At 53.3% G+C, this 26641-nt stretch carries 24 protein-coding genes and 1 pseudogene; 21 read left to right on the top strand and 4 right to left on the bottom strand.

Features of this window, described 5'->3' with window-relative positions; translation table 11 throughout:
• The first annotated feature begins 48 nt into the window (after positions 1-48).
• From SK3146_RS02620 to SK3146_RS02585, 8 genes and pseudogenes are all read left to right on the top strand, one after another.
• Positions 49-1026: an aldo/keto reductase gene (locus SK3146_RS02620; RefSeq protein WP_249863604.1), complete on the top strand. Its 978-nt coding sequence runs from the start codon at positions 49-51 to the stop codon at positions 1024-1026.
• A 288-nt stretch (positions 1027-1314) separates the two neighbouring features.
• Positions 1315-2127 (top strand): helix-turn-helix domain-containing protein, encoded by an 813-nt coding sequence (locus SK3146_RS02615; protein ID WP_249863603.1) that lies wholly within the window; start codon positions 1315-1317, stop codon positions 2125-2127.
• A gap of 173 nt (positions 2128-2300) precedes the next feature.
• Positions 2301-2705: a VOC family protein gene (locus SK3146_RS02610; RefSeq protein WP_434006882.1), complete on the top strand. Its 405-nt coding sequence runs from the start codon at positions 2301-2303 to the stop codon at positions 2703-2705.
• 145 nt (positions 2706-2850) lie between these two features.
• Positions 2851-3256, top strand: a pseudogene (locus tag SK3146_RS02605) (MFS transporter); the annotation flags it as partial.
• Positions 3257-3562: 306 nt separating this feature from the next.
• Positions 3563-3850, top strand: coding sequence for a DUF2277 domain-containing protein (locus tag SK3146_RS02600; RefSeq protein ID WP_249863600.1), 288 nt, complete (start codon positions 3563-3565; stop codon positions 3848-3850).
• 111 nt (positions 3851-3961) lie between these two features.
• Positions 3962-4729 carry a spermidine synthase gene (locus SK3146_RS02595; protein WP_249863599.1) on the top strand — a complete coding sequence of 256 codons (768 nt, stop codon included), beginning with the start codon at positions 3962-3964 and terminating at the stop codon, positions 4727-4729.
• Positions 4730-5021: 292 nt separating this feature from the next.
• Positions 5022-5639 carry a DNA-3-methyladenine glycosylase family protein gene (locus SK3146_RS02590; RefSeq protein ID WP_249863598.1) on the top strand — a complete coding sequence of 206 codons (618 nt, stop codon included), beginning with the start codon at positions 5022-5024 and terminating at the stop codon, positions 5637-5639.
• A gap of 10 nt (positions 5640-5649) precedes the next feature.
• Positions 5650-6333: a DNA alkylation repair protein gene (locus tag SK3146_RS02585; protein WP_249863597.1), complete on the top strand. Its 684-nt coding sequence runs from the start codon at positions 5650-5652 to the stop codon at positions 6331-6333.
• Positions 6334-6423: 90 nt separating this feature from the next.
• Here the strand turns inward: SK3146_RS02585 and SK3146_RS02580 are convergent, their stop codons facing one another.
• The 3 genes from SK3146_RS02580 to SK3146_RS02570 are packed head-to-tail and all read right to left on the bottom strand — an operon-like array spanning position 6424 to position 8321.
• Positions 6424-7137, bottom strand: a complete 714-nt coding sequence (locus tag SK3146_RS02580) for a 2OG-Fe(II) oxygenase (protein WP_249863596.1) — start codon at positions 7135-7137, stop codon at positions 6424-6426.
• The gene (locus SK3146_RS02575) at positions 7118-7678 is read right to left on the bottom strand and encodes a methylated-DNA--[protein]-cysteine S-methyltransferase (protein WP_249863595.1); all 561 of its coding nucleotides are present in this window, start codon (positions 7676-7678) and stop codon (positions 7118-7120) included. Before SK3146_RS02575 ends, SK3146_RS02580 begins: the two co-directional genes overlap by 20 nt.
• Positions 7662-8321 (bottom strand): bifunctional transcriptional activator/DNA repair enzyme AdaA, encoded by a 660-nt coding sequence (locus tag SK3146_RS02570; protein WP_249863594.1) that lies wholly within the window; start codon positions 8319-8321, stop codon positions 7662-7664. Before SK3146_RS02570 ends, SK3146_RS02575 begins: the two co-directional genes overlap by 17 nt.
• A gap of 224 nt (positions 8322-8545) precedes the next feature.
• Between SK3146_RS02570 and SK3146_RS02565 the strand changes: the two genes are divergently transcribed.
• From SK3146_RS02565 to SK3146_RS02520, 10 genes are all read left to right on the top strand, one after another.
• Positions 8546-9727: a MalY/PatB family protein gene (locus SK3146_RS02565; RefSeq protein WP_249863593.1), complete on the top strand. Its 1182-nt coding sequence runs from the start codon at positions 8546-8548 to the stop codon at positions 9725-9727.
• Between the two features lie 157 nt (positions 9728-9884).
• The gene (locus SK3146_RS02560) at positions 9885-10049 is read left to right on the top strand and encodes an SRPBCC family protein (RefSeq protein WP_249863592.1); all 165 of its coding nucleotides are present in this window, start codon (positions 9885-9887) and stop codon (positions 10047-10049) included.
• A gap of 182 nt (positions 10050-10231) precedes the next feature.
• Entirely contained in the window at positions 10232-11881 is a 1650-nt protein-coding gene (locus tag SK3146_RS02555) for a hypothetical protein (protein WP_249863591.1), read from the top strand.
• Positions 11882-12140: 259 nt separating this feature from the next.
• Entirely contained in the window at positions 12141-14279 is a 2139-nt protein-coding gene (locus SK3146_RS02550) for a glycosyl hydrolase family 28-related protein (protein ID WP_249863590.1), read from the top strand.
• Between the two features lie 375 nt (positions 14280-14654).
• Complete coding sequence (locus tag SK3146_RS02545) at positions 14655-16343, top strand: sensor histidine kinase (RefSeq protein WP_249863589.1); 1689 nt, start codon at positions 14655-14657, stop codon at positions 16341-16343.
• A complete protein-coding gene (locus tag SK3146_RS02540; RefSeq protein WP_249863588.1) occupies positions 16336-17397 on the top strand; it encodes a helix-turn-helix domain-containing protein in 1062 nt (353 codons plus the stop codon). Before SK3146_RS02545 ends, SK3146_RS02540 begins: the two co-directional genes overlap by 8 nt.
• Before the next feature lie 146 nt (positions 17398-17543).
• Positions 17544-19232 carry an extracellular solute-binding protein gene (locus SK3146_RS02535; RefSeq protein WP_249863587.1) on the top strand — a complete coding sequence of 563 codons (1689 nt, stop codon included), beginning with the start codon at positions 17544-17546 and terminating at the stop codon, positions 19230-19232.
• A gap of 59 nt (positions 19233-19291) precedes the next feature.
• Entirely contained in the window at positions 19292-20182 is an 891-nt protein-coding gene (locus tag SK3146_RS02530; RefSeq protein ID WP_249863586.1) for an ABC transporter permease, read from the top strand.
• A gap of 16 nt (positions 20183-20198) precedes the next feature.
• The gene (locus SK3146_RS02525; RefSeq protein ID WP_249863585.1) at positions 20199-21089 is read left to right on the top strand and encodes a carbohydrate ABC transporter permease; all 891 of its coding nucleotides are present in this window, start codon (positions 20199-20201) and stop codon (positions 21087-21089) included.
• A gap of 44 nt (positions 21090-21133) precedes the next feature.
• The gene (locus SK3146_RS02520) at positions 21134-22063 is read left to right on the top strand and encodes a metallophosphoesterase family protein (RefSeq protein ID WP_249863584.1); all 930 of its coding nucleotides are present in this window, start codon (positions 21134-21136) and stop codon (positions 22061-22063) included.
• A gap of 126 nt (positions 22064-22189) precedes the next feature.
• On the opposite strand, the gene SK3146_RS02515 is transcribed toward SK3146_RS02520, so the two are convergent.
• The gene (locus SK3146_RS02515; protein WP_249863583.1) at positions 22190-22789 is read right to left on the bottom strand and encodes a histidine phosphatase family protein; all 600 of its coding nucleotides are present in this window, start codon (positions 22787-22789) and stop codon (positions 22190-22192) included.
• A 142-nt stretch (positions 22790-22931) separates the two neighbouring features.
• Between SK3146_RS02515 and SK3146_RS02510 the strand changes: the two genes are divergently transcribed.
• From SK3146_RS02510 to SK3146_RS02500, 3 genes are all read left to right on the top strand, one after another.
• Positions 22932-23477, top strand: a complete 546-nt coding sequence (locus SK3146_RS02510) for an HD domain-containing protein (RefSeq protein ID WP_249863582.1) — start codon at positions 22932-22934, stop codon at positions 23475-23477.
• Between the two features lie 236 nt (positions 23478-23713).
• Entirely contained in the window at positions 23714-24574 is an 861-nt protein-coding gene (locus tag SK3146_RS02505) for a phosphotransferase (protein WP_249863581.1), read from the top strand.
• A 225-nt stretch (positions 24575-24799) separates the two neighbouring features.
• Positions 24800-26641 (top strand): ABC transporter ATP-binding protein, encoded by a 1842-nt coding sequence (locus SK3146_RS02500; protein ID WP_249863580.1) that lies wholly within the window; start codon positions 24800-24802, stop codon positions 26639-26641.

The following is a 26641-nucleotide window of genomic DNA, read 5'->3' as shown; positions in this document are numbered from 1 at the left end:
ACTACGGAGAATGCTCTTGCAAAGAGCGGACCGGAAGGAGAATGAGCGATGAAGAAGAGCATTCCGCTGCAGCGGCGGGGATTTGAGACGAGTCAACTCGTCCTGGGATGTATGGGGTTAGGGGGCGGATGGAGCGGCATTCCGATCACATCGGAGCATGTCAAGCAGGCCCATGAAGCCGTCGATGCGGCATTATCCGCAGGCATAACGATGTTCGACCATGCGGACATTTACGCCCGCGGCAACGCCGAGCTGGCGTTCGGTCAAGTATTGAAGGAGCGGCCGGAGCTGCGGGACCGGATCGTGATTCAGTCCAAATGCGGCATTCGCTTTGAAGAAAGCCCGCGGGTACCGGGAAGATTCGATTTCTCCAAGGAGCATATCGCTTCCAGTGTGGACGGTATTTTGAAAAGACTGGGCATTGAAAGCCTCGATATTTTACTGCTGCACCGCCCTGACCCGCTCATGGAGCCGGAGGAAGTGGCGGAAGCATTCGGACGATTGAAGCAGTCCGGCAAAGTAAAAGCGTTCGGCGTATCCAATATGAGCGCCGCACAGATCCGTTTTCTGCAGGCGAGCATTCAGGAGCCGCTTATCGCCAATCAGCTGGAAATGAGCCTTCTCAAGCTCGACTGGCTCGATAACGGCATCCACCAGAACCAGAAGGCCGGCACGGAGGTTTCGTTCCCGGACGGTACGATGGAGTTCTGCCAGATGGAGAACATACAGATTCAAGCGTGGAGCCCGCTTGCCAAAGGCTTGTTCAGCGGCAAAGACCTCGAAGGTCAACCGGATGCGGTGAAGCAGACGGCCGCCCTCGTCCGGCAATTGGCGGAAGAGAAGTCGACGACGCGCGAAGCGATTGTTCTCGCTTGGCTGATGCGTCATCCCGCACGAATCCAGCCGGTCATCGGTACCAGCAATCCCGAGCGCATTCGCGCCAGCGGCGAGGCGGCCCGGATTGAGCTGACACGGGAAGAATGGTACTCGCTGTACGTTAGTTCGAGGGGTAAGAGAATGCCGTAATGATGTAATTCAAGGAAAGCTTCTTACAGAGTCCCGCTTGTATCGGGATTTTGCAGGAAGCTTTTTTTATGGCGCCGAACCGGCTCGATTGCTTCGGGAGTAGAGTAAGGAAATTTTTCTAATAAGAAATCGGGCTATAAAGATTCCAAAAAAAGAAAGATTGTGGTAAACTGAATAAGAACACTTGTTCTTTAATTAATCGGAATGTCGCGTTATTTGGCCGCGTAGAAAGTATAAACCGATTCCGGACTGGCAACCCTCGATATAGTGACGGAAAGGAAGATTTCTATGGTAACTGAAAGGTATACTGAAATCGACGAGGTGATAGCCTATATTCATCATCATATCGACGAACCGCTCCCGCTTTCCCGTTTAGCCGCTTACGTGGCTTACAGCCCTTATCATTTCACGCGCGTGTTTAAGGAAAAAACCGGCCTGCCGCCGCTATATTACGTTTCGGCGCTTCGGCTGCAGAAGGCGAAGGATTTGCTGCTGAGAACGAATTGGAGCATACGGGATATCGGTCTTGAGATCGGTCAGCAAAGTCTGGGCACGTTCACTACCCGATTTACCGAACGCGTGGGCATGACGCCGTCGCAGTTCCGCAATTCCACTATTCAAGCGGACAGCCATCTGCACACGTTGCGGAGTCTTGCCCATTGGCACGACGGGCATCGGTTCATTCACCAGCACGGAAGGGTGGAGGGGGTCATCCGCTCGGAAGTTCCTTTCGACGGCGTCGTTCTGGTAGGCCTGTTCGCGAAGCCGATCCCTGAAGGTTTCCCGATACACGGAACGCTGGTTTCTTCCGCCGGGACGGGCGAATTTAGTTTTACGGGAGTGAAGCCGGGCACCTATTATTTGCTGGCTACCTCCGTCTCATGGGAGATGCGGGCGATGGACTTTTTGCTCCCGCAGGCAACGCTGCGCACCCGATCCAAACACCCGATCGTCGTCCAGCCGTACGTTCCCGTCCCGCGTCAACAAGTCATGCTCCGTCTCCCTCGCCCGGACGATCCTCCGATATTGATTTCTTTGCCTCTGCTGATGAATAACTTTTTGAAAAGGGTCCGCCGCAGCGGCAATCGGCTAGAAGTTTGAGCGCCTATGAAATGCCGAACGACAGTGAAATGATTCGATGTGAGAGGAGGGCTTATTCGATACATCGCTTCGCCGCCAGCTTTTCCGTATAAGGAAGAGCCGAACATTAATTCTAAACCCTTAAGGAGGTAAATAAAGTGACTGACGAAAAGACTAAGGTGTCCACCTTTTTAATGTTTTCCGGACAAGCCGAAGAGGCAATGAATGTTTACACTTCCCTGTTTGAAAATTCGGAAATCGTTTCCATTATCCGCTACGGAGCGAATGAAGCGGGAACGGAAGGAACGGTGATGCATGCTTCGTTTACGTTGAAAGGGCAGCCGTTTATGTGCATTGACAGCAACGTGGAGCATGCGTTCACGTTTACGCCGGCTATCTCGCTGTATGTCACTTGCGATACGGAAGAGGAGATCGACCGGGCCTTTGCGCGCTTATCCGAAGGCGGCGCCGTGCTGATGCCGCTGGAGGCGATGCCGTTCAGTCCCAAATACGGATGGCTTCAAGACAAGTACGGCGTATCGTGGCAGTTGAATCTTGGTCGACTTGACTTTCCTCGCTCTAAAGACGGCAATCGATAAGAAATCTCTGATCATGCCGCATGATAGAATGTACTTGATTGCGGTATGAGATGAAGAGAGGAGCAGGAATGTGGAGTCGGGTAAAGAGAAACGGTATGAAGGGACATTTGGAAGCAGGAGCAGCTTCGTTGTCGTGATGATCGTCATGATGGCCATGTTCTCTGCGATGCTGCTGCTGCCGATTTTTTTGCAAAATGCGCTCGGTTACAGCCCGCTGGATGCGGGGCTTGTCATGCTGCCCGGCGGGATCGTGATGGGAATTATGTCTCCGATTACGGGACGCTTGTTCGATAAGTTCGGCGCCAAATGGCTCGCCGTCATCGGACTGGCTCTAGTCGCCAATACGTTGTGGCAATTCGCGTTTATTACGCTGCATACTTCTTACGGGATGATCATGATTCTAAACACATTATTAATGCTTGGAATATCCATGCTGATGATGCCGGTGATGACCAATGCGTTGAATGAATTGCCGCCTGCTTTATATCCGCATGGCACGGCTGTCGTCAGCACGATACAGCAGGTGGCCGGCGCGGTCGGGACGGCACTGCTGGTTACGGTGATGACGAATCGTTCAAGACTATATATCGAACATGCGCCGGGAACTAAGGACGATGCCGTCGTTCAGATTATGGGAATGCGTGGCTCATTTCCTTTTTCCTGAAATTATCCGTTCCGCCTGAAGCGGAGCTGGATCAGCGGAGAGTATCGTCGCATTAAGCGGGAGGGCCCTGACCCTATCGATCACGGTTTTATGTATGGCTGGAGATTCAAGATAGCAATAATAAATCCGCGGCCCCCGAGCCTTCGCCCGCCGATTTGCCAATCGATGTTATGTTAGGAGAGAACAAGAAGCTATGTGCCGGAATATAAAAACATTGTATAATTTTGAGCCGCCCGCGACCGAAGACGAGATTCAGGCTGCCGCCCTTCAATTTGTCCGGAAAATATCCGGGTTTCAACAGCCGTCCAAATCCAATGAAGAGGCGTTCAACCAGGCTGTCCGGGAGGTAACCCAAGCTGCGGCGAAGCTGCTAGAGTCCTTGGTTACGAATTCGGAGCCTCGCAATCGGGAGGTTGAAATCGAAAGAGCGCGCGCAAGATCGGCCAAACGATTCGGAACCGCGAACAAGGCCAATTCGTGACGGCGCAGCCGTATGCATTTTATGAGCAGGTATAACCGCCGAATATGATAAACTGATTGTTATGCCGACGGCACGATTCGGTTTAACAGATTTGGGAAGGAGCCTGGTCTATTGCATCTTATAGCGAAGGAAGTTAGTCCATATAACGAGATAACGGTATACGAGTGCAGTCAATTGTACGGGGAGAAGGGCAAATATCGGGTGCTGCAGTTTTCCGGTGATGCGATTCAGGGAGCGATGGACCTTAAGCGCCCTGAGAGAATTGTTCTGGAATACCCTCGTGCTATCATCCATTTAATGGAATATAATAATTCGTCGTTCGAGGACGTATTTATGATCGGTCATGGAATCGGAACGATTGCCGGGCATTTTCCGGACAAGCGGTTTACCGTTGCCGAAATCGATGAGAAAGTCGTTGATATCAGCAGAAAGTATTTCGGATATCGGGCGGATCATGCCATGATCGGCGACGGACGGCAATTGTTGGCGGAAACGCCGGTTCCGGCGCTGGATTATATTATTTTGGACGCCTTTACGAAAAGCGGGACGCCGCATCATTTGACGACGCTGGAGTTTTTTGAGCTGACCAAGCGAAAGCTGAGCGACCGGGGCGCCGTTATGATTAATTTGGCGGGGAAAATCCGCAATGACAGACGGGTCAATGCGATTCATTCAACCCTTCGGAAAGTGTACACGTATACGCGGGTATTTTTTCTACGCGGAGACAATGAAAACGACGTCTGCAATTTAATTGTAACGGGCAGCAGCGCAAGCTTGGGCTTTCAGCCGGAAGAAATGGCCGGCTTTGCGGAGATCGAATTGGAAGAAGGGTATATGGTGTTGGACAGGCGGACGGCCAAGGATTCAAACGCGGGATAAGTTAAAGTGTGGTGAGAAACGAGCGGAGGGGCCATTTGAATCTGGAAAAGCGTAAGCGTTCGCCTTTGAAAACGGATTCTCTCCACAGAAAAACGAAAAAATAATCCGAAGAATCCGTTTTCAACAGCGATTGGAGGATCAAATGGACGCCGCAGCGGACTTTTTTCACCGGACTTTTAAAGTGCGGTCCAAAGTTTAGTCAAGGGACCTTTCACAATCTTGCCTTTATGTTCGCATAGGATTACTTTTTAGTCCGGTGCGGGTTATGATGGTTGTAAAGGGGGAGAGTCGTGTGGCGCCGGTTGCGACGAAATATTTTAGCTACAGTAGTGAAGACGTCCAGTATTTGGCCGGCGTGGACGAGAAGCTCGGGGCAGCCATGTTCAGAATGGGGAAAGTGCAGCGGGTCGTTATTCCCGAATTATTCCCCGCTCTTGTTCATGCGATCGTCGCCCAGCTTATTTCCGCCAAATCGGCGCAGACGGTCTGGGAACGAATGCAAGATCAATGGGATGAAATCACTCCGCAAGCTCTCGCCATGCTGACGGCGGACGACATTCAACGATGCGGGATAACGATGAAGAAGGCGGTTTGCATACATACGATCGCCGAGACCGTCGCGTCCGGAGCGTTGAATTTGGACGAGCTTTATCATTTGCCGGACAATGAAGTGATACGCAAATTAACGGCTTTGCACGGGATAGGCATGTGGACAGCCGAAATGATGCTCATCCATTGCATGGAACGCCGCGACATTGTCAGTTGGGGAGATATAGCGATCCGGCGCGGGATGAAGAAGCTGTATGGCTTGGACGAGCTGACCAAAGCGCAGTTCGACCGATACCGTGCCGTTTATTCTCCGCTGGGTTCTGTAGCATCTATTTATTTGTGGGAACTTTCTTTTGAATAGGAGGGAAGCTTTGGAAGGATCGGTAAGGGAACGGTTACTGGAATTGGCGGAGGAAGATTACCGCCGCTTCTCGGCTTCGCTGCTTCCGAATGTAGAGCATATCCTCGGAGTGCGTCTGCCGGCGCTGCGTATACTGGCGAAGCAACTGGCCAAAGGGGATTGGCGTACTTATCTGGAGCAGGCGGACGATACTTATTTTGAAGAAGTGATGCTGCAAGGGATGACGATCGGTTATGTGAAAGCCGAATTTCAAGAAATTCAATCTTACATAGCGAGATTTGTACCCAAAATAAACAATTGGTCCGTATGCGACAGCTTCTGCTCCGGTCTTAAGCTCCAACAAGCCGATAAGCATGAAGTATGGGAGTGGGTACGGCCTTATGTGCTGATGCGCAGCGAGTATGAGATCCGGTTCGGGGTTGTCATGCTGCTAAATTATTTTATGGAAGAGCGCTATCTTCCCGAAGTGCTGTTATTGCTCGATCAAGTGCGGCATGACGGCTATTATGCCAAAATGGCGGTTGCATGGGCGGTCTCCATAGCTTATATCAAGCAGCCTGCGCTGACGGAGGGCTACCTGCTCAACAATTCGTTGGATGATTTTACTTACAATAAAGCGCTGCAAAAAATAACCGAGTCCCTTCGGATTGAGCGTGAGACGAAGCAGTGGATACGCAGCTTGAAGCGCAAATAGGCGAAGGCTGCGGAGGGTTGGGCGAAGCTTGGTCAACATAACGAAACGAAACAGCCTATCCATGGACGCCGCCGCGGGTAGGCTGTTCGGTTATTCCGCATCGTGAAACAGTATGCCCAGACTATACCTTAGGCCGGACGTAACCGTAGCTACGCCATGGCGAAGCATCGTTCGGTAATATCCGCGCGCCCCGGGAACCGGACGATGACGGGTCGGGAAGATGAGCCCTTCGCCTTGCTCCAGTGTAATGACATGACCGCGGCTTTGCGCACGGGGCCGCTGTTCCACAAGCAGAAACTGCCCGCCGGTGTAATCTGCTCCTTGCCGGTTCAGAGCGAAAACGACCTGAAAAGGAAAATGCACCTTCCCGTACAAATCTTGATGCAGGCAGTTATAACCCCCTGTTTCATATTTGAGGATGAGCGGGGTTGCGCGAGTCTGTCCGTGGGCGCGGCAATGATCGGAAAAATCCGCCAGAGCCGAAGGATAAACGGGAGGCTGGCCTAATCGTTCCTGCCATTGATTGGCGGCCCCGGCCAAGGCAGGGTACAGCCCTTCGCGCAGCTGCTGCAGCATGGCCGGGAGAGGAGCTGCGTAATAACGGTACTCCCCGATTCCAAAACGGTACCTGGCCATGGAAACGGTGCCGCGAAAATAGCTGTCGTCGTCATAGGTGCCGATGATTTCACGGCATTCGTCTTCATGCAGAAGAGCGGGAAGCTTGGCATAACCGTCCTCGTTTAACGAATGCTGCAAAACGCCCCAGTTGAGGCCGGCAATTCGTTCAGGCAGAGGGGGATGCATGCGGGAGTCCTCCTTCGGCAAGCGGCTGCGATCGCTCCAGCTCAAGCAGCTTCGTTTTCATTTCCATACCGCCGCGGTAGCCTGTCAAAGCGCCGTTTTTCCCGATAACTCTGTGGCAAGGTACGGTGATCAGCACCGGATTGGCGCCGATAGCGGCTCCGACGGCGCGGACGGCGGCGGGGCGATCGATCTGCAAGGCAATGTCGTAGTACGACCGCGTCTGTCCGTACGGAATGCCGCGCAGCGCTTCCCACACGGACGTTTGAAATTCGGTTCCGCGGCAATCGACCGGCACCGTGAAGGCTTGCCGCGTTCCTTGCATAAATGCGCTCAGTTCCTCTGCATAAGGCTGCATTGCCGCGTCGTCTTTGACCAAGCTGTAATCGGGCAGGCGAATGGCGGCCCACTTCGTTATTTGTTCCAAAGGCTGATTGGGCGAGCCTACGTAGCACAATCCTTTCGAGGTGGCTGCAATATGCAGGCACCAGTCTTGATGCGCGATAACAGTCCAATAAAGCGTCCGGTCAATCTTGTTTTCCATGTTCGGTAGCCTCCTTGCGATGATCCGAATACCGCTGGCGGTAACTCGCCGGGGTTCGGCCGGTTTTCTTTTTAAATAAGGTGATAAAATACGGCGTATTGGATATTCCTACATCCATGCCGATCTCGCCGACGGGTTTATCCGTTGCAAGCAACAGCTGCTTGGCCAGTTCCACACGTTTTTGGTGGATATATTCTATAGGGGTTACGCCTTTTACCTTTTTGAAGGTCCGGTGAAGATGATAAGGGCTGCCGTGACTGATGCCGGCAAGATGATCGAGCGACAACGCTTCCGTAAAGCTGCGGTCGATATATTCGGTTACGGCGGCTATCCACTCGTCGTCGGGAAGTCGTTCTCCGGTAGGCTTGCAACGCTTGCACGGACGAAACTTGGCAGATAACGCTTCGTCGGCGGTACGGAAAAAGCGGATGTTTTCTTTCTTGGGAGGCCGCGATTTGCAGGAAGGGCGGCAAAAGATGCCGGTTGTTTTGACCGCATAAAAAAATTGGCCGTCGTAAGAAGCGTCATTATTGACGGCCGCTTCCCATAGTTCGTCCGGTATGCTGCCGGTTTCGATTGTACTTGCGGCTATCCCGGCGGCCGGGCTTCCTTCAAGCCCTCCGGGTTTGTTCGGTTTCTCCATAGCAACGTCACCTCCATAAACAGTATAACCTCTAAGGGGATCGTTTGTACGGTTTTCGCAATGGAAGAGCAAGATCGCGAAATAAACGGTCACCGCGCGAGATGCCCTGGAATTGTAGGCGGTGAATGGGCGGATGCTTGCATGTCTGCGCAGGTGGTTATAGTATAGAGAGACGTTATTCTTTTCCATTTCATGACCGGAACGGTTCAAAAGGAGGATCATTCATGAAATATGATTTTGATCGCATGTTGAATAGAAAGCAGACGAATTCGTACAAATGGGATCAATCGGAGCGATTGTTCGGCGCGGACGATGTGCTGCCGCTGTGGGTTGCCGATATGGACTTCGAGAGCCCTCCCGCGGTTAAAGAAGCTTTAGTCCAAAGGGCGCTGCACGGCACTTACGGATATTCGATACAGCCGGAAGCGTACAACGCCGCCATCGTGAGCTGGTTCGCAAGAAGGCACGACTGGCAGCTGAAGCCCGAATGGTTAAGCGATGCGCCCGGCGTCGTTACGACGCTGAGCCTGGCTGTGGAGCTGTTCAGCTCCCCCGGCGACCGGGTCCTTCTGCAATCTCCGGTATACGCGCCTTTCTTCGACGTCATTCGCATGAACGGCAGAGAAGTGGCGGATAGTCCGCTGGTCGAGCGAGACGGCCGGTACATAATGAATTACGACCAGCTTGAGCAGGAAATGCAGCGCGGAGCGAAGCTGATGCTGCTGTGCAGTCCGCATAATCCGGGCGGCCGGGTATGGGAGCGGGACGAATTGGAAAGACTTGGCGAGCTATGTATTCGTTACGGGGTCACGGTCATTTCCGACGAAATCCATTGCGATCTTGTCATGTCGGGGCATCGGCATATTCCGTTCGCTTCCTTGTCGGAGGAGTTGGCACAGCGGACGATGACCGCTCTTGCCGCAACCAAAACGTTCAATTTGGCCGGTCTGCATACGTCGTTCGCCGTTACCGCCAACAGCGAGATGAAGAAAGCGTTCGATCGCCGCCTTAGGACGCTGGCTCTCAACATGACGCCATATTTCAACGCCAATGCCGTCATTGCCGCTTACAACGAAGGGGAAGCTTGGCTTGATGAGCTGCTTGCGTACTTGGAGGCGAACAGAGATTACGCCATCGATTACTTGAGCGAGCATTTGCCGCAGGTGAAGACGCACCGGCCTGACGGCACGTACCTCTTGTGGGTCGATTGCCGCGGACTGACGACGGATGTGCGGCAAATCAAGGAGCTGATGTTTCGCCAAGCGAAGGTGGCCTTTAATGAAGGGTCCCAGTACGGGAGCGCAGGGGAAGGCTTCGTCAGAATCAACTACGCTTGCCCGCGTTCCTTTCTGCATAAAGCGTTGGAACGTTTCTGCCGGGCGGCGCAAACGGTAGAATCGAAGTAGGAGTACGGGAGAAGCGGGACTGTAGGGTGACTGCTTGCTGTGAAGTTTACTTTCAAAAAAACGGCAAGATTTCCGCAGGCAGCTCGAAGCCCGGCGAAAAAAGAAGGAAGGGGCCATTTGAATCTGGAAAAGCGTCAGCGGTCGTCTTCGAAAACGGATGATCAAATGGGCACCGCAGCGGGAGAGCATGAATTCGTCAATACCCGTATTTTGCAAGCGCCGCGCGAAAGCCGTATATCGGCAGGTCAAAGCGTTCGCGATTCAAGCGAATGAACAAAATCTCGACCGGCTGGAGGCGGTGCTGGCCAAGCTGGCCGAATGACCGAAAGCCGATGCGGCGCCGCAGGTTAAGTCCGTCGGCGCAGCTGCAAAGGCTCGTTCGTGATCCATGCGGATTATGTACGGGTCTTTTTGCTATTAAATTGGAAATCGAAGAAACTTTTGGGGAGGAGCGATCGTCTAAGAGTAGCGGAAAGGAGCAGATCCATGAACCCATGTAGAAGATTGGCAATAACCGTGTGCGCGCTGATAGCCGTATCGGGAATATATGAAAGCACGAGCATGGCGGTTGCGCGTGCGGAGGAGACTCCGGAGCAGCCGCTGCTGACTATCATCCGCGATACCCCGTTTTATAGGGAGGCGGAGGAAGCGGCTCCGGCCGGAATGCTCGGAGGTGTACAGACGCTGCGGGTCAAAGAGACGGCCCATGAAAGTACGGGCAACTGGTATAAGGTGGACACCTGGTTAGGCGAACAATGGATACCGCAGTCCAGTGCGGTCATAGAAGGTGAAGTCAAATCCGTGGATATGAAGGCGCATACGTTAAGAGTGCAAGCGATGTACCCCGCCCCTTATGCGAGCGGGGATGCTTCCGAACCGATAGCTCCGCAAGAGATACATATTACCGGCAAAATCGACAACGACTGGTACCGTATCGACACGGCCGCAGGAACGCCTAAGTGGCTGTACCGCCCGCTGCTTCTGGAAAATATTAAGGAAGATCCGGCCGATTACGATATGCTGCTCACCCGGCAGGAGCAGCTGTACGAAATTCCTTATTTGCAAACAGCGCCGATGACCCTCTCTCCCCAGATCGTTCATGTATTGGCCGAGTGGCGTACCGGGATGAGCGGTTACCGGCATAGCGAGATCGTCTGGTACCGGATTCGTACGGACCAAGGGCCCCGCTGGGTTTTACCGAGCGAGGAGAAGATCGGGATTCGGAAGGAGAGTCAGTCGCTGACGCTGCCGACAGGAGGCTACGGCTACCGGGCGCCTGAGACTGACGATTCCGCCGTATGGTTCGAACCCGGAACCGTATTGGAAGCTTCGGCGAGCTACGGAGGCTGGTTCGAGGTCAAGAACGGCACTGCGGATACGGTATGGATCAATCCGCAGCTGTCGCTGCAGCGGCGTCCGCTCGGGACGGAGCCTGCGAACGTAACGCTGCGCTTGACCGGGGATACGGCCGTTTACCGCTACCCGGGGACGGGCGGCATTGTTCATAATAAGGGCTATTATGCACCGCAGGAAGTGCAAAGTATCGCCAAATGGTCCGGCGACGATCAGTTGGACTGGTATTTATTTCGCGGGATGGACGGCGATCTATGGGTCCCGCAGCCGGTCAATCCGTCCGACCGTTCGCTGGTCGGCAGCTGGACATACTACCGGCAGGGCGCGAACGGCGGGATGCATGGAGAGCCGTTTGATCTGACACTGACCAGATCTACCTACCTGTACAGCTTCGAGCCGGAGGAAGCGGTGCCCTTGCGCTTGAGCTTGCGGAACACCTCGGAGCAGGTATTATCGTGGCCGGTGCCGCTGCAGCTGCAGGTTCAGATTGTAAGGCTGAACGGCGATCCGGAGGAAGCAGTTCTCCGGCCCGAGCAGCAGGAGGTCGTCTGGAGCCGCAAGCTGCCGGCCCTCTCGGCGCCGCTCCCCAATCGAACGGACAACGAGACGATCGATATCGAATGGGATCAGAAGGACCGCAGCGGACAACCCGCTGCTCCCGGCAAGTATGCGGCGCGGATCGTTCCTGCGCCGGCAGCGTATCGCTTGGGAGAACAGGACAACATGAAGGTGATGACGCAGGAAGAGATGCGAGCGGTTAGCGGCGAACCCGTTGTGTTTACGCTTTTGCCGGGTATGTGATGTGAAAAACTTACAGTCGAAATATTTTTTTACAGAAGGGAGAAAGAAAGATGATTGTTCAACTGCTGTTACTTGTGGGCTTCGCTGTTTTGCCTGCGTATTTTTACATCCGGCATCGCTTATGGAATAAAAGTATTTAGCGTTCCAGCAGAGGCATTCATGCATCAACAACATTTTTCTACATTCCCGACAGCATCGTTAGCTCACGCTTGTCCGCCGAAGTCCGTTACAATGGGAGCAAGAAGGTTTCGGGGAGGCGATGACGATCGAACAGGGGAGCAAGCATTCTCATGAGGAAGAGCATAAGCACGGGGAACGAAATCATCCCGACTCCAAGCGGGCTATCACCCGGCGCAAGCTGCTGACGGCGATGGGGATGACAGGAGTCGCGCTAGCGTCCAAATATTTGCTGACTGCGGGTCAAGCAAGCGCTTATGCCGCTGCCGATGACGCCACGGTAACTAACAGCGTGTACGGCGGCGGCAGCAACGGACCGTCGGGGACCCGGGTCGTGTGGCTTCATGCGAAGGATGGCGGGGCTAAGGGGGACGGGCAGACGGATGACGCTCCCGCGCTGCTCCGGCTGTTAGGCCGGCTGCGGGACGGGGAAAGGGCTACGTTATATTTTTCCAAGGGCAGCTACCGGATCGGCTCAGGCATTGCCTTCGCTTCGACGCTCGACTTAAGATTCGATAACGGGGCATGCCTTGTCCCCGACGCGGGCGTTCAGGTGACGATCGACGCCCGGATATGCGCCGGTCCGAACGTCATCTTCGCCGGACAAGGAAGCGTCGCCGGCTCCATGCGCGGCACGCGGCTGTATCCGCAGTGGTGGGGAGCTAAGGGCGACGGGACGGCGGACGATACCCCGGCGATCCAAGCGGCGCTGTCGCTTGCCAAACTAACGGGCGGTGTCAACGTCTACCTGATGAGCGGCGTATATAAAGTGACGGATTCGCTGCGGATATACAACCATACGCGGCTTGAGCTGGAGCATAACGCCGTCGTGAAACGTTGCCATGACAACAGCTTTCTGTTCAACGGAGATCAGGGAGCGCAGTACGAAGGCTACGGCGGGCACGGGAATATCGTGATCGAGGGCGGAACCTGGGACGGAAATGTCGGGCAGTATCCCGACTCGTTCGCGGGGCTGAATATCGCCCATGCCCGGCATGTCACGATCAGGAATACGACGATCAAGGACATATCGTGGGGACATGCGATTGAGATCAATTCGAGCAGCGAGGTGCTGATCGAGCACTGCCGGCTGGTCGGCTTTCTCAATGCCCCTGACGGCTCCCGCAATTATGCGGAAGCGGTCCAAATCGATATTCCGACCGGGTCGGCTTTTCCTTGGTACGGCAAGTACGACGGGACTCCCAGCGACAATGTGACGGTCCGCGGCTGTTATTTCGGAGCCAGCGGCACTCCGGGAACGACGGCTTGGGGCGGCGGGGTCGGGAATCATTCGGCGATTCACGATGTGTGGACGCGCAATATTAAAATCGTCGATAATACGTTCGACCGGCTCGGCTATTGGGCTGTCCGGCTGTTTAAATTCAACGACTGCCTCGTCAGGGGCAATGCGATGTACGGCTGCGGCGGCGGCGTGGTCGTCAATGCGCCCGGAGCGAATACGGAATCCACGAAGGACCGGGACGGAGTGCAGCACGGCACGCCGCAGACCGGCTCGCGGGCGCTGATCGCGGACAATATCATTGTCGGCACGACCCAGTACGAGGGCATCTCCTGCACGGGCTCCGGGGATGTCAAGGCGGAGCATACGATCATTGCGCGCAACCTGATTACGGATGCGGCGCCGGCCAAGACATCGATTTTGATTACCCGCAGCCGCAGCGTCCAGGTAGTCGGCAATCAGGTGGAGCGAACCCGCAGAGGAATTTATGCCGAGAATACATTCGATTTGATGGCTATCGACAACCAGATCGAGGAAACCGACTACGAGGGAATTTGGCTGGCTAAAGGCGGCAATTACGCGATCCGCGGCAATATGCTGAAGCGGCTCGGCAAGCACGGCATTTACGTCACCGAGACGGACGGCTTCGAGATTGCGGGCAACAGGATCGATTCGGCCGGCGTCGCCGGAGCCGGATTGTATGCGGGGATCAAGCTGGAGAATGCCGCCGTTCGCGGCTCCGTTCACGACAATGCCGTACGGATGCCGTCCCAAGGAGCGCAAAACCGCTACGGCTTGGAGATTGCCTCCAATTGCGGCGAGGTGGAAACCTTCAACAACGTGCTGGCCGGCGCCGAGCAGGCCTATATGAACGGCTCGCCCGGCTCCGGCGACCGGTTCCGCTTATATGCGCCGGACGGCTCGTGCTATCAGCTTAGCGTCGACAATAGCGGCGCGCTGCAAGCGGTGAAACTAATATAGCACCTTCCGGATTTGGAATTCATTGCTGTCATCGGCTCGCCCGGAGAATCCGGAAGACGGCGGATACGCGGGCATTTCTTCTGGGAATTCCAAATGTCTGCCAAGCTCCGGCTCTTATCCTGTTATAGCTTCAACCCTTCGACCGTCTCACTGCCGCTTCGGCGGATGAGGCGGTTTTTGCATAGGAAGCCCGATCAGCCCACCCCAGGCCGATTTGCCGGGCAGGAACAGGATTATAAGGGAAGGCTCGCGAATTCAAAGGGAAGATCAGAGAAGAGAGGTTGGACACGTATGCGCCTGTCCTATGCATGGTTTCGTTTTCGAAGAAGCTCCGCCAAGCCCCGCTCCTTAAAAACAAGCTTGCTCGCCGGTCTCATGATGAGCTCGATTTTGCCCATACTGCTGATCGGAGCCTTATCCTATTACGTCATTTATTTGATCCTCGACAATAAGACGGCCAACGGCGTTCAGAGCACGCTCCACCAAGTAAGAATGAATATGGAGAAAACTTACGATAACCTGAATTACGTCTCCCAGCAGCTGGCGACGCGGGATGTGCAGCTGTTGTTTCAATCCGATGACCCCGCCGAAAGGTACGTGCTCAGTCAGCGCATATTCGACTATTTGCAGCAGGTTAGCTTTACGAACCCCGATACAGGGCTGTTTTACATTTACGATGCCCAGACGAACGATATTTTTTATATGAACCAGCCGGTGGAAGCCGGGATCGGGACGGGAGGGCTCGAACCGCTGACGCAGTCCAAAGGGGTCGTGTACCACCCGCCGCATGAATCGTTCTCCAATACGAAAGGAACGGTGTTCTCGGTTTCCCGGCCCCTCAACATTCCCAAGCGCTCCCCGCAAAATATTTATGTGGAAACGAATTCCAAATTATACGATCAGGTGCTGAACGAGCGCCAATACGGCGTTCAGGTGCTGCAGGTGATTACGGACGCTCAAGGAACTGTCGTGTTCAGCCAGGATGAAGAGCGCTTTCCGCCAGGACGGCGGATGGCCGGGAATGTCAGCCGGACGGACGGCTACGAAGTGATCGGGGACGATTACTTTTTCCGGGAATACAGCGAGGGCCAGGAGTGGTACCTGTACGCGGTCGTCCAGAAACAGGTGCTGCGCAAAGAAATCCGCAACTGGAGCGTCGCCTGGCTTGCGATCGCCGCGGTATCGCTCTTGTTCAGCCTGGCGGCAGGAGCTTCGATATGGAGAAAGTTTTATTATTCCTTGCATCGGCTGAACCGCGAGATCAGACAGTTCGGGGATAACGGCGTTCAGGACGAAAAGGGCTCCCGGCGGCCCATCGCCAAGACGCAGGTCGTGGAGCTGGACGTATTGATGGAGCAGTTCCAGGAGATGCGTTCCAAAATATGGATGCTGCTAAGCGAGCTGAAGCGGAACGAGGAAGACAAACGGCATTTGGAAGTGGAGAAGGTCGTCGCCCAGATCAATCCGCATTTTTTGTACAATACGCTTAATACGGTGCAATGGATCGCCAAGGCAAACCGTCAGGAGGAAATCGTGCAGTTTCTTTCGATTTTTATCCGGCTCCTGCGCTACAACTTGGGCAAGGACGGAGGCCTGGTGCCGCTTCAGCTGGAAATCAGCGCCTTGCAGGATTACATTACGTTGCAGCAAATGCGCTATCAATGCGAATTCGCCTTGAACGTTCATGCCGTTCCGGAGGCGCTGCAGGTGAAGGTGCCGCGTTTTTTGCTCCAGCCGCTCATTGAGAACGCGCTGTATTACGGTCTGACGGAGGAGCGAAGCACGATCGAGCTGCGAATTACGACGGAAACGGGCGGCGGTCTGCTGGTTCAGGTGATGGATCAAGGAGCGGGGATCGGGGAGCGGGACATCGAGAAGCTGCTCAAGAACGACATACCGGAGCGGGATAAAGTCGGCATGGGCATCGGGCTGAATTATGTCAATACGATGCTGAAGGCTTATTTCGGCGAAGCTGCGAAGCTGCAGACGGCCAGCTCCGAAGAGGGCGGGACGACGATGTATTTTCGGCTGCCGTGGAAGAGGGAGGAACATAGCGATGATTAGAGCGCTTGTTGTCGATGACGAATATTTTGTGCGCAAAGGGTTTATTTCCACGATGGACTGGGCCGCGTTCGAGGTGACGGTCGTCGGGGAAGCGAGCAACGGCAGGAAGGCGCTGGAATGGATGGAGCGGAAGCCGGTAGATTTGCTGATCACCGATTTGGCTATGCCGGTTATGAACGGCTTCGATCTGATGCAGGAGGTGCGCGGGCGTTATCCGCATGTGCATATGGCCGTGCTGACCTGTCACGAGGATTTCAAATATATTCAAGAAGCGCTGCGTCTGGGAGCGATTGATTACATCGTGAAGACCGAGCTGGAAAATGACCAGATGCAGGAAGCGCTGCGGCGCATTACGATGCGCATCCGCGATTTGAGCGAGGCGCCGAGAGGCGGACTGAATCCGCTGCCAACCGTCAGGACGGAGTGGTCGGAGCGGGACGAGGAGCGGCTGCAGGCGCAGATCGACGAGTGGCTGCCGCTCTATTGGGTGCTCAAGGATGCGCAGTTCGATGCTTTATGCGACCGGATGGAGGAGATGAATCCGCCGCTCTCCAAGCTGCATAACGTCATGCACTATTTGCTGGTGGAATGGAATCGGATGCTTCATTCGCAGTTTTTGCATGAATGGCTGACCAAAGCGGAGGCCGTCGACAGCTGGCCGGCATGGCGGGCGTTCATTTCCGAATTTCGCGGTCACGTCCGGCATCTGTTTCACGTATCTTCTTACCCGGAGGACGTCGTGCTGCGCATTCTGGAGGCGGCCGAATCGGCGAAGCTGCGCGATTTCTACTTGACGCAAAATGAAATGGCTTACAAATTGAAGCTGAGCCGCGGGTATTTCAGCAAATGCTTCAAGGATTTGCTCGGAATTTCGTACCAGGATTATATGAAGGAGCTGCGCTTGGCGCGGGCGATGAACCTGCTGCTGCAGTCGTCCAAGCCGATCGCGGATATCGCCGAAGAGTGCGGATACTTGGACCACAGGTATTTCAGCAGACAGTTCCGCGAGAAGACCGGCATGCTCCCTTCGGAATACCGCAGCCGCCATGTGTGAGGAATGTGCCGCCGGACGGGGAAAACGGTTCGCGAAAAAATATCTTTTTTCTACTGTGCCGGCAGCAGCCGTGTCTCTCGCTCCCGGGCGGCCGTCCTATACAATAAAGCAGAAGCGAAAACTACTAATCACAGGGGGTTGCACAAGTGAGCAAATTTCCATTCCAGCGCATGACACGCATGACGAAAACGCTGGTTCCCATCGTTACGCTATTAGCGCTTACCGTATCGGGCTGCAGCGGCGGGGAGGCCGATGTCTCTCAGCCGCAGACGGGCGACGCGGGGGAGAAGCCAGATCCGTATGGCAAGTACAGCGAACCGGTGACGGTTAATCTCGGCTATTACACGCCGGCGGAGAACAAGTGGCCCGAGGGCAGCAAAGATACGCTGACGGATAACCGCTATACCCAAATGATCGAGGAGAAGTTTAACATCAAAATCAATCACGCGTTCGAAGCGCCGCAATCCGGCTACGATCAGAAGGTGAGCTTGCTCGTCTCCAGCAACGACATTCCGGATTTTCTGTTCGTATCCGAAAGCGATTTTAACCTGCTCGTGGAATCGGATATGGTGGAGGATTTGACGAAGGCGTATGAAGACTATGCGTCGCCGCTGCTGAAAAATGTAATCTCCGGCTTCGGCCCCGACTTCGTCAAGAAAGTCACTTATAAAGACAAGCTGTACGGCATCCCGTCCACCGTGCCCGCGCATGATAACGATAACATCGTTTGGATTCGTACGGATTGGCTGAAGAAGGTGGGCATCGAGCTGCCCAAGGTCATTACGACGGATGATTTGGAAAAGGTGGCGCGCGCGTTTATCGAGCAGGACCCCGACGGCAACGGCAAGAAAGACACATACGGTCTGCAGGGGACGTCAACCTTCGTCACAGGCACGACCAACTACAATTCGTTCGACGGGATTTTCACCGCCTTCAAGTCGTTTCCTAAAATATGGGTGAAAGATGCGAACGGAAAAATTGTATACGGTTCCACTTTACCGGAGACGAAGCAGGCGCTCGGCAAGCTCCGGGATTGGTATGCGGCGGGACTTATCGACAAAGAGTTCGGGACGATTAAGCCGGATCAGGTGGCCAAAGATATAAGCGCCGGCAAGGCGGGCATTTCTACCGGGTACACATGGGCTCCGGCCAAGTCGCTCGCGGATTCGGTCAAAAACGATCCGAAGGCCGAATGGGATTCGTTCATCCTGGCTGCCCCGGACGGCAAATGGTATAACCGCCAGCCGAACCCTATGGGCCGGATTATGGTCGTCAAGAAAGGGACTCCACACCCGGAGGCGATTATTAAATTGATCAACTGGTTTACGGATATGGACAATATGGCGCCCGGCTACCCCAAATTGTACAGCGAAAGTCCCGGCACCAACTGGCAGGTCCGGCCGATCCAGCGAACCTTCCGCGTGAAGTCGACCGTGTACGACCGCTTTCAGCGATTGCAGGACGCAGCAAGCGGCAAGCTGAAGAGAGAAGAGCTGCCCGAATCGGATATGAAGCTGTTCGATCAATATCAGAAGGGAATGGATGCCCTGAAGGCGTCTCCTTCGGATTGGGCGTATATCTTATACCAGTTCAACGGCGGCAAAAGCGTGCTGAATCCGATCAATACCGAGGTATACAGCGAATTTTACGGAATTACGAAGTCTATGGAAATGAAATGGACGAATTTGTCCAAACTGGAGGACGAATCGTTCCTGCGAATTATTGTCGGGGATAAGCCGCTTGATTATTTCGATACGTTCGTATCGGAGTGGAAGAAGCAGGGCGGCGGCGATGTCACCAAAGAAGTTCAAGCGGAGGTCGATCGGATGAAATAAGCGGCAGGGCCGAGTGCCCTACCGCCGTCATCCGCCGTCTCGCGGAAAGGAACGAGAGTATGGAAAGCAAAAAGATCCAACTGCACTACCATCTCATGCTGTTGCCCGGGATGCTGCTGCTTGCCGTCTTTCATTATTACCCGATGCTGGGGGCGGTCATCGCCTTCAAGAAATTTCTCCCTGCCAAGGGAATTTGGGGATCGCCCTGGGTCGGGCTCGATAATATCCAATATATGTTTCAGATTTCGGACAGCAAGATCATTTTCTATAACACCGTGTTTATTTCCGTGATGAAAATAGCGGCGCATCTGATCGTTCCGCTTACCTTCGCTTTGCTGCTGAACGAGCTGAAGCTTAGCGGCGTCAAACGATGGATTCAGACGATCGTCTATTTGCCGCATTTTATGTCCTGGGTCATCTTATCGGTCATCCTGACGCAGCTCTTGTCGCTGCGGGGCATCGTGAATCAAGCGATCGGGCTGCTTGGCTACGAGCCGATCCTGTTTCTCGGCAGCAACGACTGGTTCCCTTATGTGCTGGTCGGCAGCGATGTATGGAGAGATTTCGGATTTTCCGCCATCGTGTATCTCGCGGCGCTGACCGCCATTAATCCGTCGCTGTACGAGGCGGCCGAGATTGACGGAGCGAACCGCTGGCATAAGCTGCTGCACGTCACTTTGCCCGGCATTGCCGCCACGATTATTCTGCTTGCCACCTTGTCGCTGGAGAAGGTGCTGAGCGCAGGCTTCGACCAAATATTGAATCTGTACAATCCGCTCGTTTATGCTTCGGGCGATGTGATCGATACTTACGTGTACCGCGTCGGCCTGCTGCATTCCCAGTACGGGATCGCCAGCGCGGTCGGCCTGCTGAAGTCGGTGATCAGCTTCTTTCTGATCGTGTTTTCCTATACGCTGGCTTCACGCTTTGCCAATTACCGTATTTTCTGAAAGGTCGTGTATAGAGGTGACAACATACGGTAAAGGGATCGGCGCTGTCGCGGCCAATGCCGTCATTCTGATTGTTTTGCTGTCGATTGCCTTTCTGTCCTTATTTCCGATTCTCAACTCCGTATCCGTCTCTTTAAGCGATAAAGCGGCGGTTTCCGCGGGACGCGTCACGGTATTCCCCGTCCAGTTCAGCTTGGCTAACTACAAGACGCTGATGAGCGACAAGCAATTTTTTGTCTCGTTCGGCGTTTCGCTGAAGCGGGTACTGCTTGGCGGCTCGATTCAATTCGTGCTGACTTTATTGATGGCGTTCCCTTTATCCCGTACGCCGCAGCGATTTAAAGGGCGAAATATTTACATGTGGGCGCTCGTGATCGCGATGCTGTTCAGCGGCGGCTTAATCCCCTGGTATCTTACGGTCCGCGCCGTCGGCTTGATCGATACGATCTGGGCGCTCGTGCTGCCGGGCGCGGTGCCGGTGTTCAATGTCATTTTGCTGATGAACTTTTACCGCAATTTGCCCAAGGAGCTGGACGAAGCGGCAATGATCGACGGGGCGGGACCTTGGAATACGCTGGTCCGGTTGTACGTTCCGCTCGGCCTTCCGGCGATTGCGACGGTCACGCTGCTCAGCGTCGTCGGGCATTGGAACGCTTTTTTCGACGGGCTGGTGTTGATTCACAATCCCCATAATATGCCTCTGCAAACGTATATTAACACCTTTCTGCTGCAGCCGGCCCAACTGGACAATATCGATCCGGAGATGCTGAAGACGATCATGCAAACCTCCGATCAGGGTCTGAATTCGGCGAAGGTGATGGTCAGCATGATTCCGATTCTGCTCATTTACCCGTTTCTGCAGCGGTATTTCATTCACGGGATCGTGCTTGGCTCGGTCAAAGAATAAAGCGTTTGCCGCCTTAAATTCAATGGAGAGAAGGGTTTCGCAATATGACGAGTTTAAAGATCCGGTTCGGCGTCATGGCCGACGTTCATCAAGATTTTATGTACCGCGCCGAAGATCGGCTGAACCGGTTTATCGAACGGATGACGGAGGAGAAGGTCGATTTTATTATTCAGCTGGGCGACTTCTGTTTCCCCTTTCCGGAAAATAAACCGTTCGTCGCCACGTGGGAACGGTTTCCGGGAGCGAAATATCATGTGCTCGGAAATCACGATATGGACCGCTGCGACAAGCGGGCGATCATGGAGTTTCTCGGGATGGAACGGAATTATTATTCCTTCGACAGCGGCGGTTATCATTTTGTCGTGCTGGACGCCAACTACTTGCTGCTGGACGGCCGGTATGTCGGCTATGAGCACGGCAATTACCATCAGCATCCCGAGGCGATCAGCAATCTGACCCCGGAGCAGCTCGACTGGCTGAGAGAGGACCTAGCCGCCACGAATAAACCGACGGTGCTGTTCAGCCATCATAATCTGGAGTCGCCGTTCAACGATTTCAATTACGGCATCAAGAACAGCGACGAGCTGCGCTCGATTTTGCGGGAGGCTAACGCCAAGGCGGGCTTCCGCAAAGTGATCGCCTGCTTGAACGGCCACAACCATCTGGACGGCGTCAAGGTGATCGACGACATCTATTTCGTGCATATCAACAGCATGTCTTACTTCTATATGGGAAAATCGTACGCAGCGACCCGCTATTCGAAGGAGGTGTGCGAAGCTTATCCTCTGCTCGCCAGCACCGCGCCGTATGAAGAGGCGTTATACGCCATCGTTACGCTGGAGCCGGGGAAGCTGACGATCGAGGGGAGAGGAGCGGGCTTCGTGGGGCCGGACCCGGTTGCCTGCGGTCACCGCAATCATGCGGGGGGCCATGTCGTGACGGCCCGCATATCGGATCGGACGCTTCTTTATTGACGTGGGCTGACCGCCGGCATACAGCGCCGCACCGCGTGCAGGGAGAATATGCGCGGTGCGAACGCGCTTCGCTAAACGGTCAGTGGATGTGGACATTTGACCGAGGGTGTGGTCGAACTTGCACGATTACAGCAAATGAGCGACATCGGCAAGCCGAGCGAAGTGGAATATCCCGTCTTGATAGACCACATTCGTTATGGAGCATTCCGGGATCAATTGGCTTTGTTCATCAACAAAGTCCGGATGCCGTTCATTCAATTGTTCCTCCGTAAATACGTTGACGAGGAAATCGGTAATCAGCCCGCCGTGCGTTACGATGATCAAGCTATCCTGAGGGTGTTCGGCGGCGAGCTCTTGCAGGCAGGAAGCCATACGTTCACCGGCTTTCCTCGCCGAGTCCCCGACCGGCGGGATAAAATCTCTATCCCTCGTGCAGCGTTCCCACATCTCGACGAACTGTTCGAAGGTTTGCCCGGGCAGGTCCCCCCAGTTAGCCCGTTCCCGCAGCCGAATATTTTCCGTCACAGGCGCCCCGATCGCTTCCGCTATCAGCTGAGCGGTTTGCTTGGCCCTCAGCAGCGGGCTGCTGACGATTTTCCGGATCGGCCTTGTGCACAAAAAAATTGCCGTCTTCTGTGCTTGCCGGACCCCCTCGGGAGCGAGGGCGACGTCATGAATTCCTTTTTCCTTTATGCCGTGTCTAACCAGGTAGAACTGCGTGCTCATGATATCGGGTTCCTTTCCATGCTTTATTTTCCATAAACTGTATGAATGGATTACCAAGCATTCGCTCCGCTGTAAACGTCTTTTTCTATTGACATCCCATGGAAAAATATGTATCCTATCCAAAAGCGAATGGAGGGAGAACATGATCGATCGGAACCGTCTTGCCGAATTTGTCAGCCCTTTTTACCAGCATAAAGACATAATGCATGATCTCAGCCATATTGAACGGGTGATGCAGTCGGCCAGGAAGCTGCTGGCGTTTTATCCGGAGATGGCGGCCGATAGCGAGTGGATCGAGTACGGATGCTATTTTCACGGTTTTATTTATTTGCGCGAAGACTTGATCCGAGAATATTTGCATAGCGAGGGTTTGCCGCAGGAAGCCGTCGACCGTATCGTCAAAATAGCCTGGGAATCGCAGAAGGATGAAATCCCCGAGACGCTGGAGGGCAAGCTGCTTCACGACGCTCATATGATCGAGGGCGGCCGCACGTATCTGATCGTGAAATCGTTGTGCACGGGAACGGCGAGAGGGCAGAGCCTCGAAGAAACGCTCGATTATTTCGAGCGCCACGTGCTCGGTCAAGGGATGTGTTATTTGCCGGAGGCGCAGGAAGTGTATGCCGGTATGCAGCAATTCGCCCAAGATTTTATCGTTCAGCTGCGGGAAGGTTTGCGGCCGGCGTAATCGGGTACGGTCGATTAAGCGGATTTGCGCGTCAAATGAATGAAAAAGAGCTGTGTAGTACAATAACAAGAGGATACTATGTTCAGTATATGAGCATATATCCTCTATTTTTCGGTTGCATAGTTGACTAAAACCAAACACTATCTTGTATCCCCTTCAAAACCACTATATTATTTAAATGAATGATTTGGTAAAAATTACATTTCATCTAGGTTAGGTTTAAGGGGGAATGAATAATGTTAGAAAAAGCAGATGTTAACAGCATCATCAACACTCTTTATGAAAAAGGCGTTATTGATAATAATGTTATTGCAACTAATAATAAGACCGGATCTACTGATGGTATTGTTTATTTTCTTTCAGAGCGCGACGAAGCAAATTACGTTCTGAAAATTGACCGTCCGCATCAAATTGCGTTGACCGAACAATTTCTTGAAACTTATCAACATCTTAAACTTTTTCCCGAAATTATCTTTACTGATCCTGCTAAAGCGTATATCGTGTATACATACATTACAGGCACAACTCATTATAATCGAGGATTAAAAATAAATTGGCTGACAATCTTAGTAAAAGAACTTTTCAATAATTACGAAAAATATGTGCAAACGGACAAATGGGGAAGACTAGGATCTCCGGTTCAGTCTTGGCGAGAGTGGAACTACCGGAGTTTGGTGGATACGAGAAACGATTGGGGAAGCCTTTTATCCATTGAGGATTACAATAGAGTAGAATCAATATTTGAAAATATATCGAAACATGAAGATCAAATAGTAAGATATTTGCTGCATGGAGATACTGGTGTACATAATTTTGTGTTTTATGAACGCTCATTGGTTGGTGTAATTGACCCATCACCGATGATTGGTCCTATGCTATACGATTTCACTTATGCTTTTTGCTCTTCTCCAGACGATTTGAACCTAGAAACATTAATGGTAGCATTTGACTTGCTGCATCATGAACCTATTGAAAGATCAAGGTTAATTGAGGAAGTAGTCTTTCAGCTATATTGTCGAATTGGGATCTGTATAAGACACCATCCACATGATTTGGAGGATTACTTAAAAGCGTGGGAATATTGGAAGTCAGTGTAACGGAATCGTTACTAATGGAAAGGCAGTCGGTCTAAGATGATCGACTGCCTTTATTTAATCTGAGTTTTTTAAATTTAGGTCTTGATAAGCCGCAAGTGGCTTTTTTTATTGTCACAAGTAAAAAAAATGAAATATAGGAATAAAACGGACAATTAAAATAAAGATTTTGGCTGCTAAATTATGGTAGAATCTACTATCTGAACGATCGATGAAAAGGAGAGGACTATGGGAAAAGTAGCGAGCCGAATTAAAGCCGATTTCGCTGTACTGAAGTGGGCCTTTAGGAAGGCCTGGGAGATTGACCGCCGCAACCTTTTGTATTGGTCGGCGATTTGCACGACCGGGGCGGCGCTTCCCGTGCTATTTTTGGTCGTAACCAAACGGATTATCGATACGATTGCCGCGGGGGCGGCACAATCGGGGGATTTTGGGCGGATTGGCCTGTGGATTTGCGTGCTCGTCGCCTTTCTCTTTCTGAACGCGTTGTACGCCATGCTGCCGAGCATTTTCGATTTTACGCTGTTTACCCGTTATGCGGTCGGCATGCAGAAGCAGCTTGGCGACATGATGCGGAAGGTTCCGCTGCGTATGTTTGACGATGCCGAGCTGGCGCTGCAAATCGATATGACGACGCCTACGATCAAGAGGCTCTCCTATTTTTTAAGCCACGCTTTGAAGCTGCTGGGGGAAACTGTCGCCCTTGCGAGCCTGCTCGTTCTTGCCGCAACGACATCTTGGATTTTGTTTCTCTTGGCCGTTATCCTTATTGCCGCATCGCTTGCGATGGGCTTCAAAAATGCGGTCGAAGGCCACAAGCGCTGGATTGACGAAGGCAATAACGAAAGATTGGCCGAATATTATTACTCGCAGGTGTTTAACAGCGAAATCGCCATGGAATACCGAATGCTGGAGTTGGATACCTTCATACGCAAAAGATGGTTCGACATCATCAAGCCGATGCAGGAAAGAACGCTGGCATATATGGCCAAAGCCAACCTGCGCAGCCAAACGGCCTCTTTTTTGGGAACCGCTTTCAAATTCGCGCTGATTATTTCCGGGTTATATTTAACGGCTTCAGGGAAGATCACGGTGGGCACGCTAATTATGGTTGTCGCGATGTTCGATCAGATTGCGGGTACGTCGGGAAAATACGGCGGTTCGTTTATGGGAACGTACCGTTATGTCAAAGATTTTGAGCTTCAGAAGCAGTTCTTCGAAATGGACTTTGAAGATAAGAGTACCAACGCCGCCGGTAAGCAACCCGCCTTTCCGGTACCTGACGATGACGAAGCGGCGCCGGTTGTCTTCGAATTGCAGAACGTCAGCTTTCGGTACAACTCCGAAGCCTGCGCGCTGCAAGACGTGTCGATGAAAATTCGCCGGGGCGAGATTGTGGCGCTCGTCGGCGGCAACGGAGCCGGCAAATCTACGCTGGTCAAAGTGCTGCTCGGCTTTTATAAGCCGACGGAAGGGCATGTTTTTTTCGAGGGCAAAAGCTATGAGGATATCGATTTGTCCAAGCTGGTGGAACGAATCGGCGTTACCTTCCAGGACTATGCCAAGTTTGAGTTTACCTTAAGAGAAAATATCGCTTTCGGCGACCTCGCCAGCCTGCATGATGACGACGCCTTATACGCTGCTGCCGAGAAGGGCGGAGCAGCCAAATTGCTGAAGCGGCAGAGCAGCGGACTCGATACGCATTTGGGCCGGTGGTATCACAAGAATGCGATCCAGCTCTCGGGCGGAGAATGGCAAAGAATCGCGGTGTCGCGGGCGCATATCAGCAACAAAGATATTCTTATTATGGACGAGCCTGCCGCTATGCTCGACCCGATTGCGGAACTGGAGCAATTTCATCATATTAGAAACAGTATCCAGAATCGGACCGGCGTGCTCGTCTCGCATCGGATCGGCTTTGCCAGATTAGCGGATCAAGTCGCGGTTATGGATGGCGGCAAGCTCGTCGAATTCGGTACGCATGAAGAACTGATGGCGGAGCGCGGGATGTATTACAAGCTGTTCACGAGCCAGGCGCAATGGTATCGGAAAGAGGAGGAGGTCGTGTAA

Source organism: Paenibacillus konkukensis (assembly GCF_023523925.1).
In the GTDB taxonomy this organism is placed as follows: Bacteria; Bacillota; Bacilli; order Paenibacillales; family NBRC-103111; genus Paenibacillus_S; species Paenibacillus_S doosanensis.
Note: the sequence above shows the minus strand (reverse complement) of the source record. Positions and strands in the feature narration are given on the sequence as shown.

Excerpts from the sequence above, each read along its gene's own strand:
- SK3146_RS02620 (WP_249863604.1), top strand. The coding sequence starts at position 49 with ATGAAGAAGAGCATTCCGCTGCAGCGGCGGGGATTTGAGACGAGTCAA.
- SK3146_RS02615 (WP_249863603.1), top strand. The coding sequence starts at position 1,315 with ATGGTAACTGAAAGGTATACTGAAATCGACGAGGTGATAGCCTATATT.
- SK3146_RS02610 (WP_434006882.1), top strand. The coding sequence starts at position 2,301 with ATGTTTTCCGGACAAGCCGAAGAGGCAATGAATGTTTACACTTCCCTG.
- SK3146_RS02600 (WP_249863600.1), top strand. The coding sequence starts at position 3,563 with ATGTGCCGGAATATAAAAACATTGTATAATTTTGAGCCGCCCGCGACC.
- SK3146_RS02580 (WP_249863596.1), bottom strand. The coding sequence starts at position 7,137 with ATGCATCCCCCTCTGCCTGAACGAATTGCCGGCCTCAACTGGGGCGTT.
- SK3146_RS02575 (WP_249863595.1), bottom strand. The coding sequence starts at position 7,678 with ATGGAAAACAAGATTGACCGGACGCTTTATTGGACTGTTATCGCGCAT.
- SK3146_RS02570 (WP_249863594.1), bottom strand. The coding sequence starts at position 8,321 with ATGGAGAAACCGAACAAACCCGGAGGGCTTGAAGGAAGCCCGGCCGCC.
- SK3146_RS02565 (WP_249863593.1), top strand. The coding sequence starts at position 8,546 with ATGAAATATGATTTTGATCGCATGTTGAATAGAAAGCAGACGAATTCG.
- SK3146_RS02560 (WP_249863592.1), top strand. The coding sequence starts at position 9,885 with ATGATCAAATGGGCACCGCAGCGGGAGAGCATGAATTCGTCAATACCC.
- SK3146_RS02550 (WP_249863590.1), top strand. The coding sequence starts at position 12,141 with ATGACGATCGAACAGGGGAGCAAGCATTCTCATGAGGAAGAGCATAAG.
- SK3146_RS02545 (WP_249863589.1), top strand. The coding sequence starts at position 14,655 with ATGATGAGCTCGATTTTGCCCATACTGCTGATCGGAGCCTTATCCTAT.
- SK3146_RS02540 (WP_249863588.1), top strand. The coding sequence starts at position 16,336 with ATGATTAGAGCGCTTGTTGTCGATGACGAATATTTTGTGCGCAAAGGG.
- SK3146_RS02530 (WP_249863586.1), top strand. The coding sequence starts at position 19,292 with ATGGAAAGCAAAAAGATCCAACTGCACTACCATCTCATGCTGTTGCCC.
- SK3146_RS02520 (WP_249863584.1), top strand. The coding sequence starts at position 21,134 with ATGACGAGTTTAAAGATCCGGTTCGGCGTCATGGCCGACGTTCATCAA.
- SK3146_RS02515 (WP_249863583.1), bottom strand. The coding sequence starts at position 22,789 with ATGAGCACGCAGTTCTACCTGGTTAGACACGGCATAAAGGAAAAAGGA.
- SK3146_RS02510 (WP_249863582.1), top strand. The coding sequence starts at position 22,932 with ATGATCGATCGGAACCGTCTTGCCGAATTTGTCAGCCCTTTTTACCAG.
- SK3146_RS02505 (WP_249863581.1), top strand. The coding sequence starts at position 23,714 with ATGTTAGAAAAAGCAGATGTTAACAGCATCATCAACACTCTTTATGAA.
- SK3146_RS02500 (WP_249863580.1), top strand. The coding sequence starts at position 24,800 with ATGGGAAAAGTAGCGAGCCGAATTAAAGCCGATTTCGCTGTACTGAAG.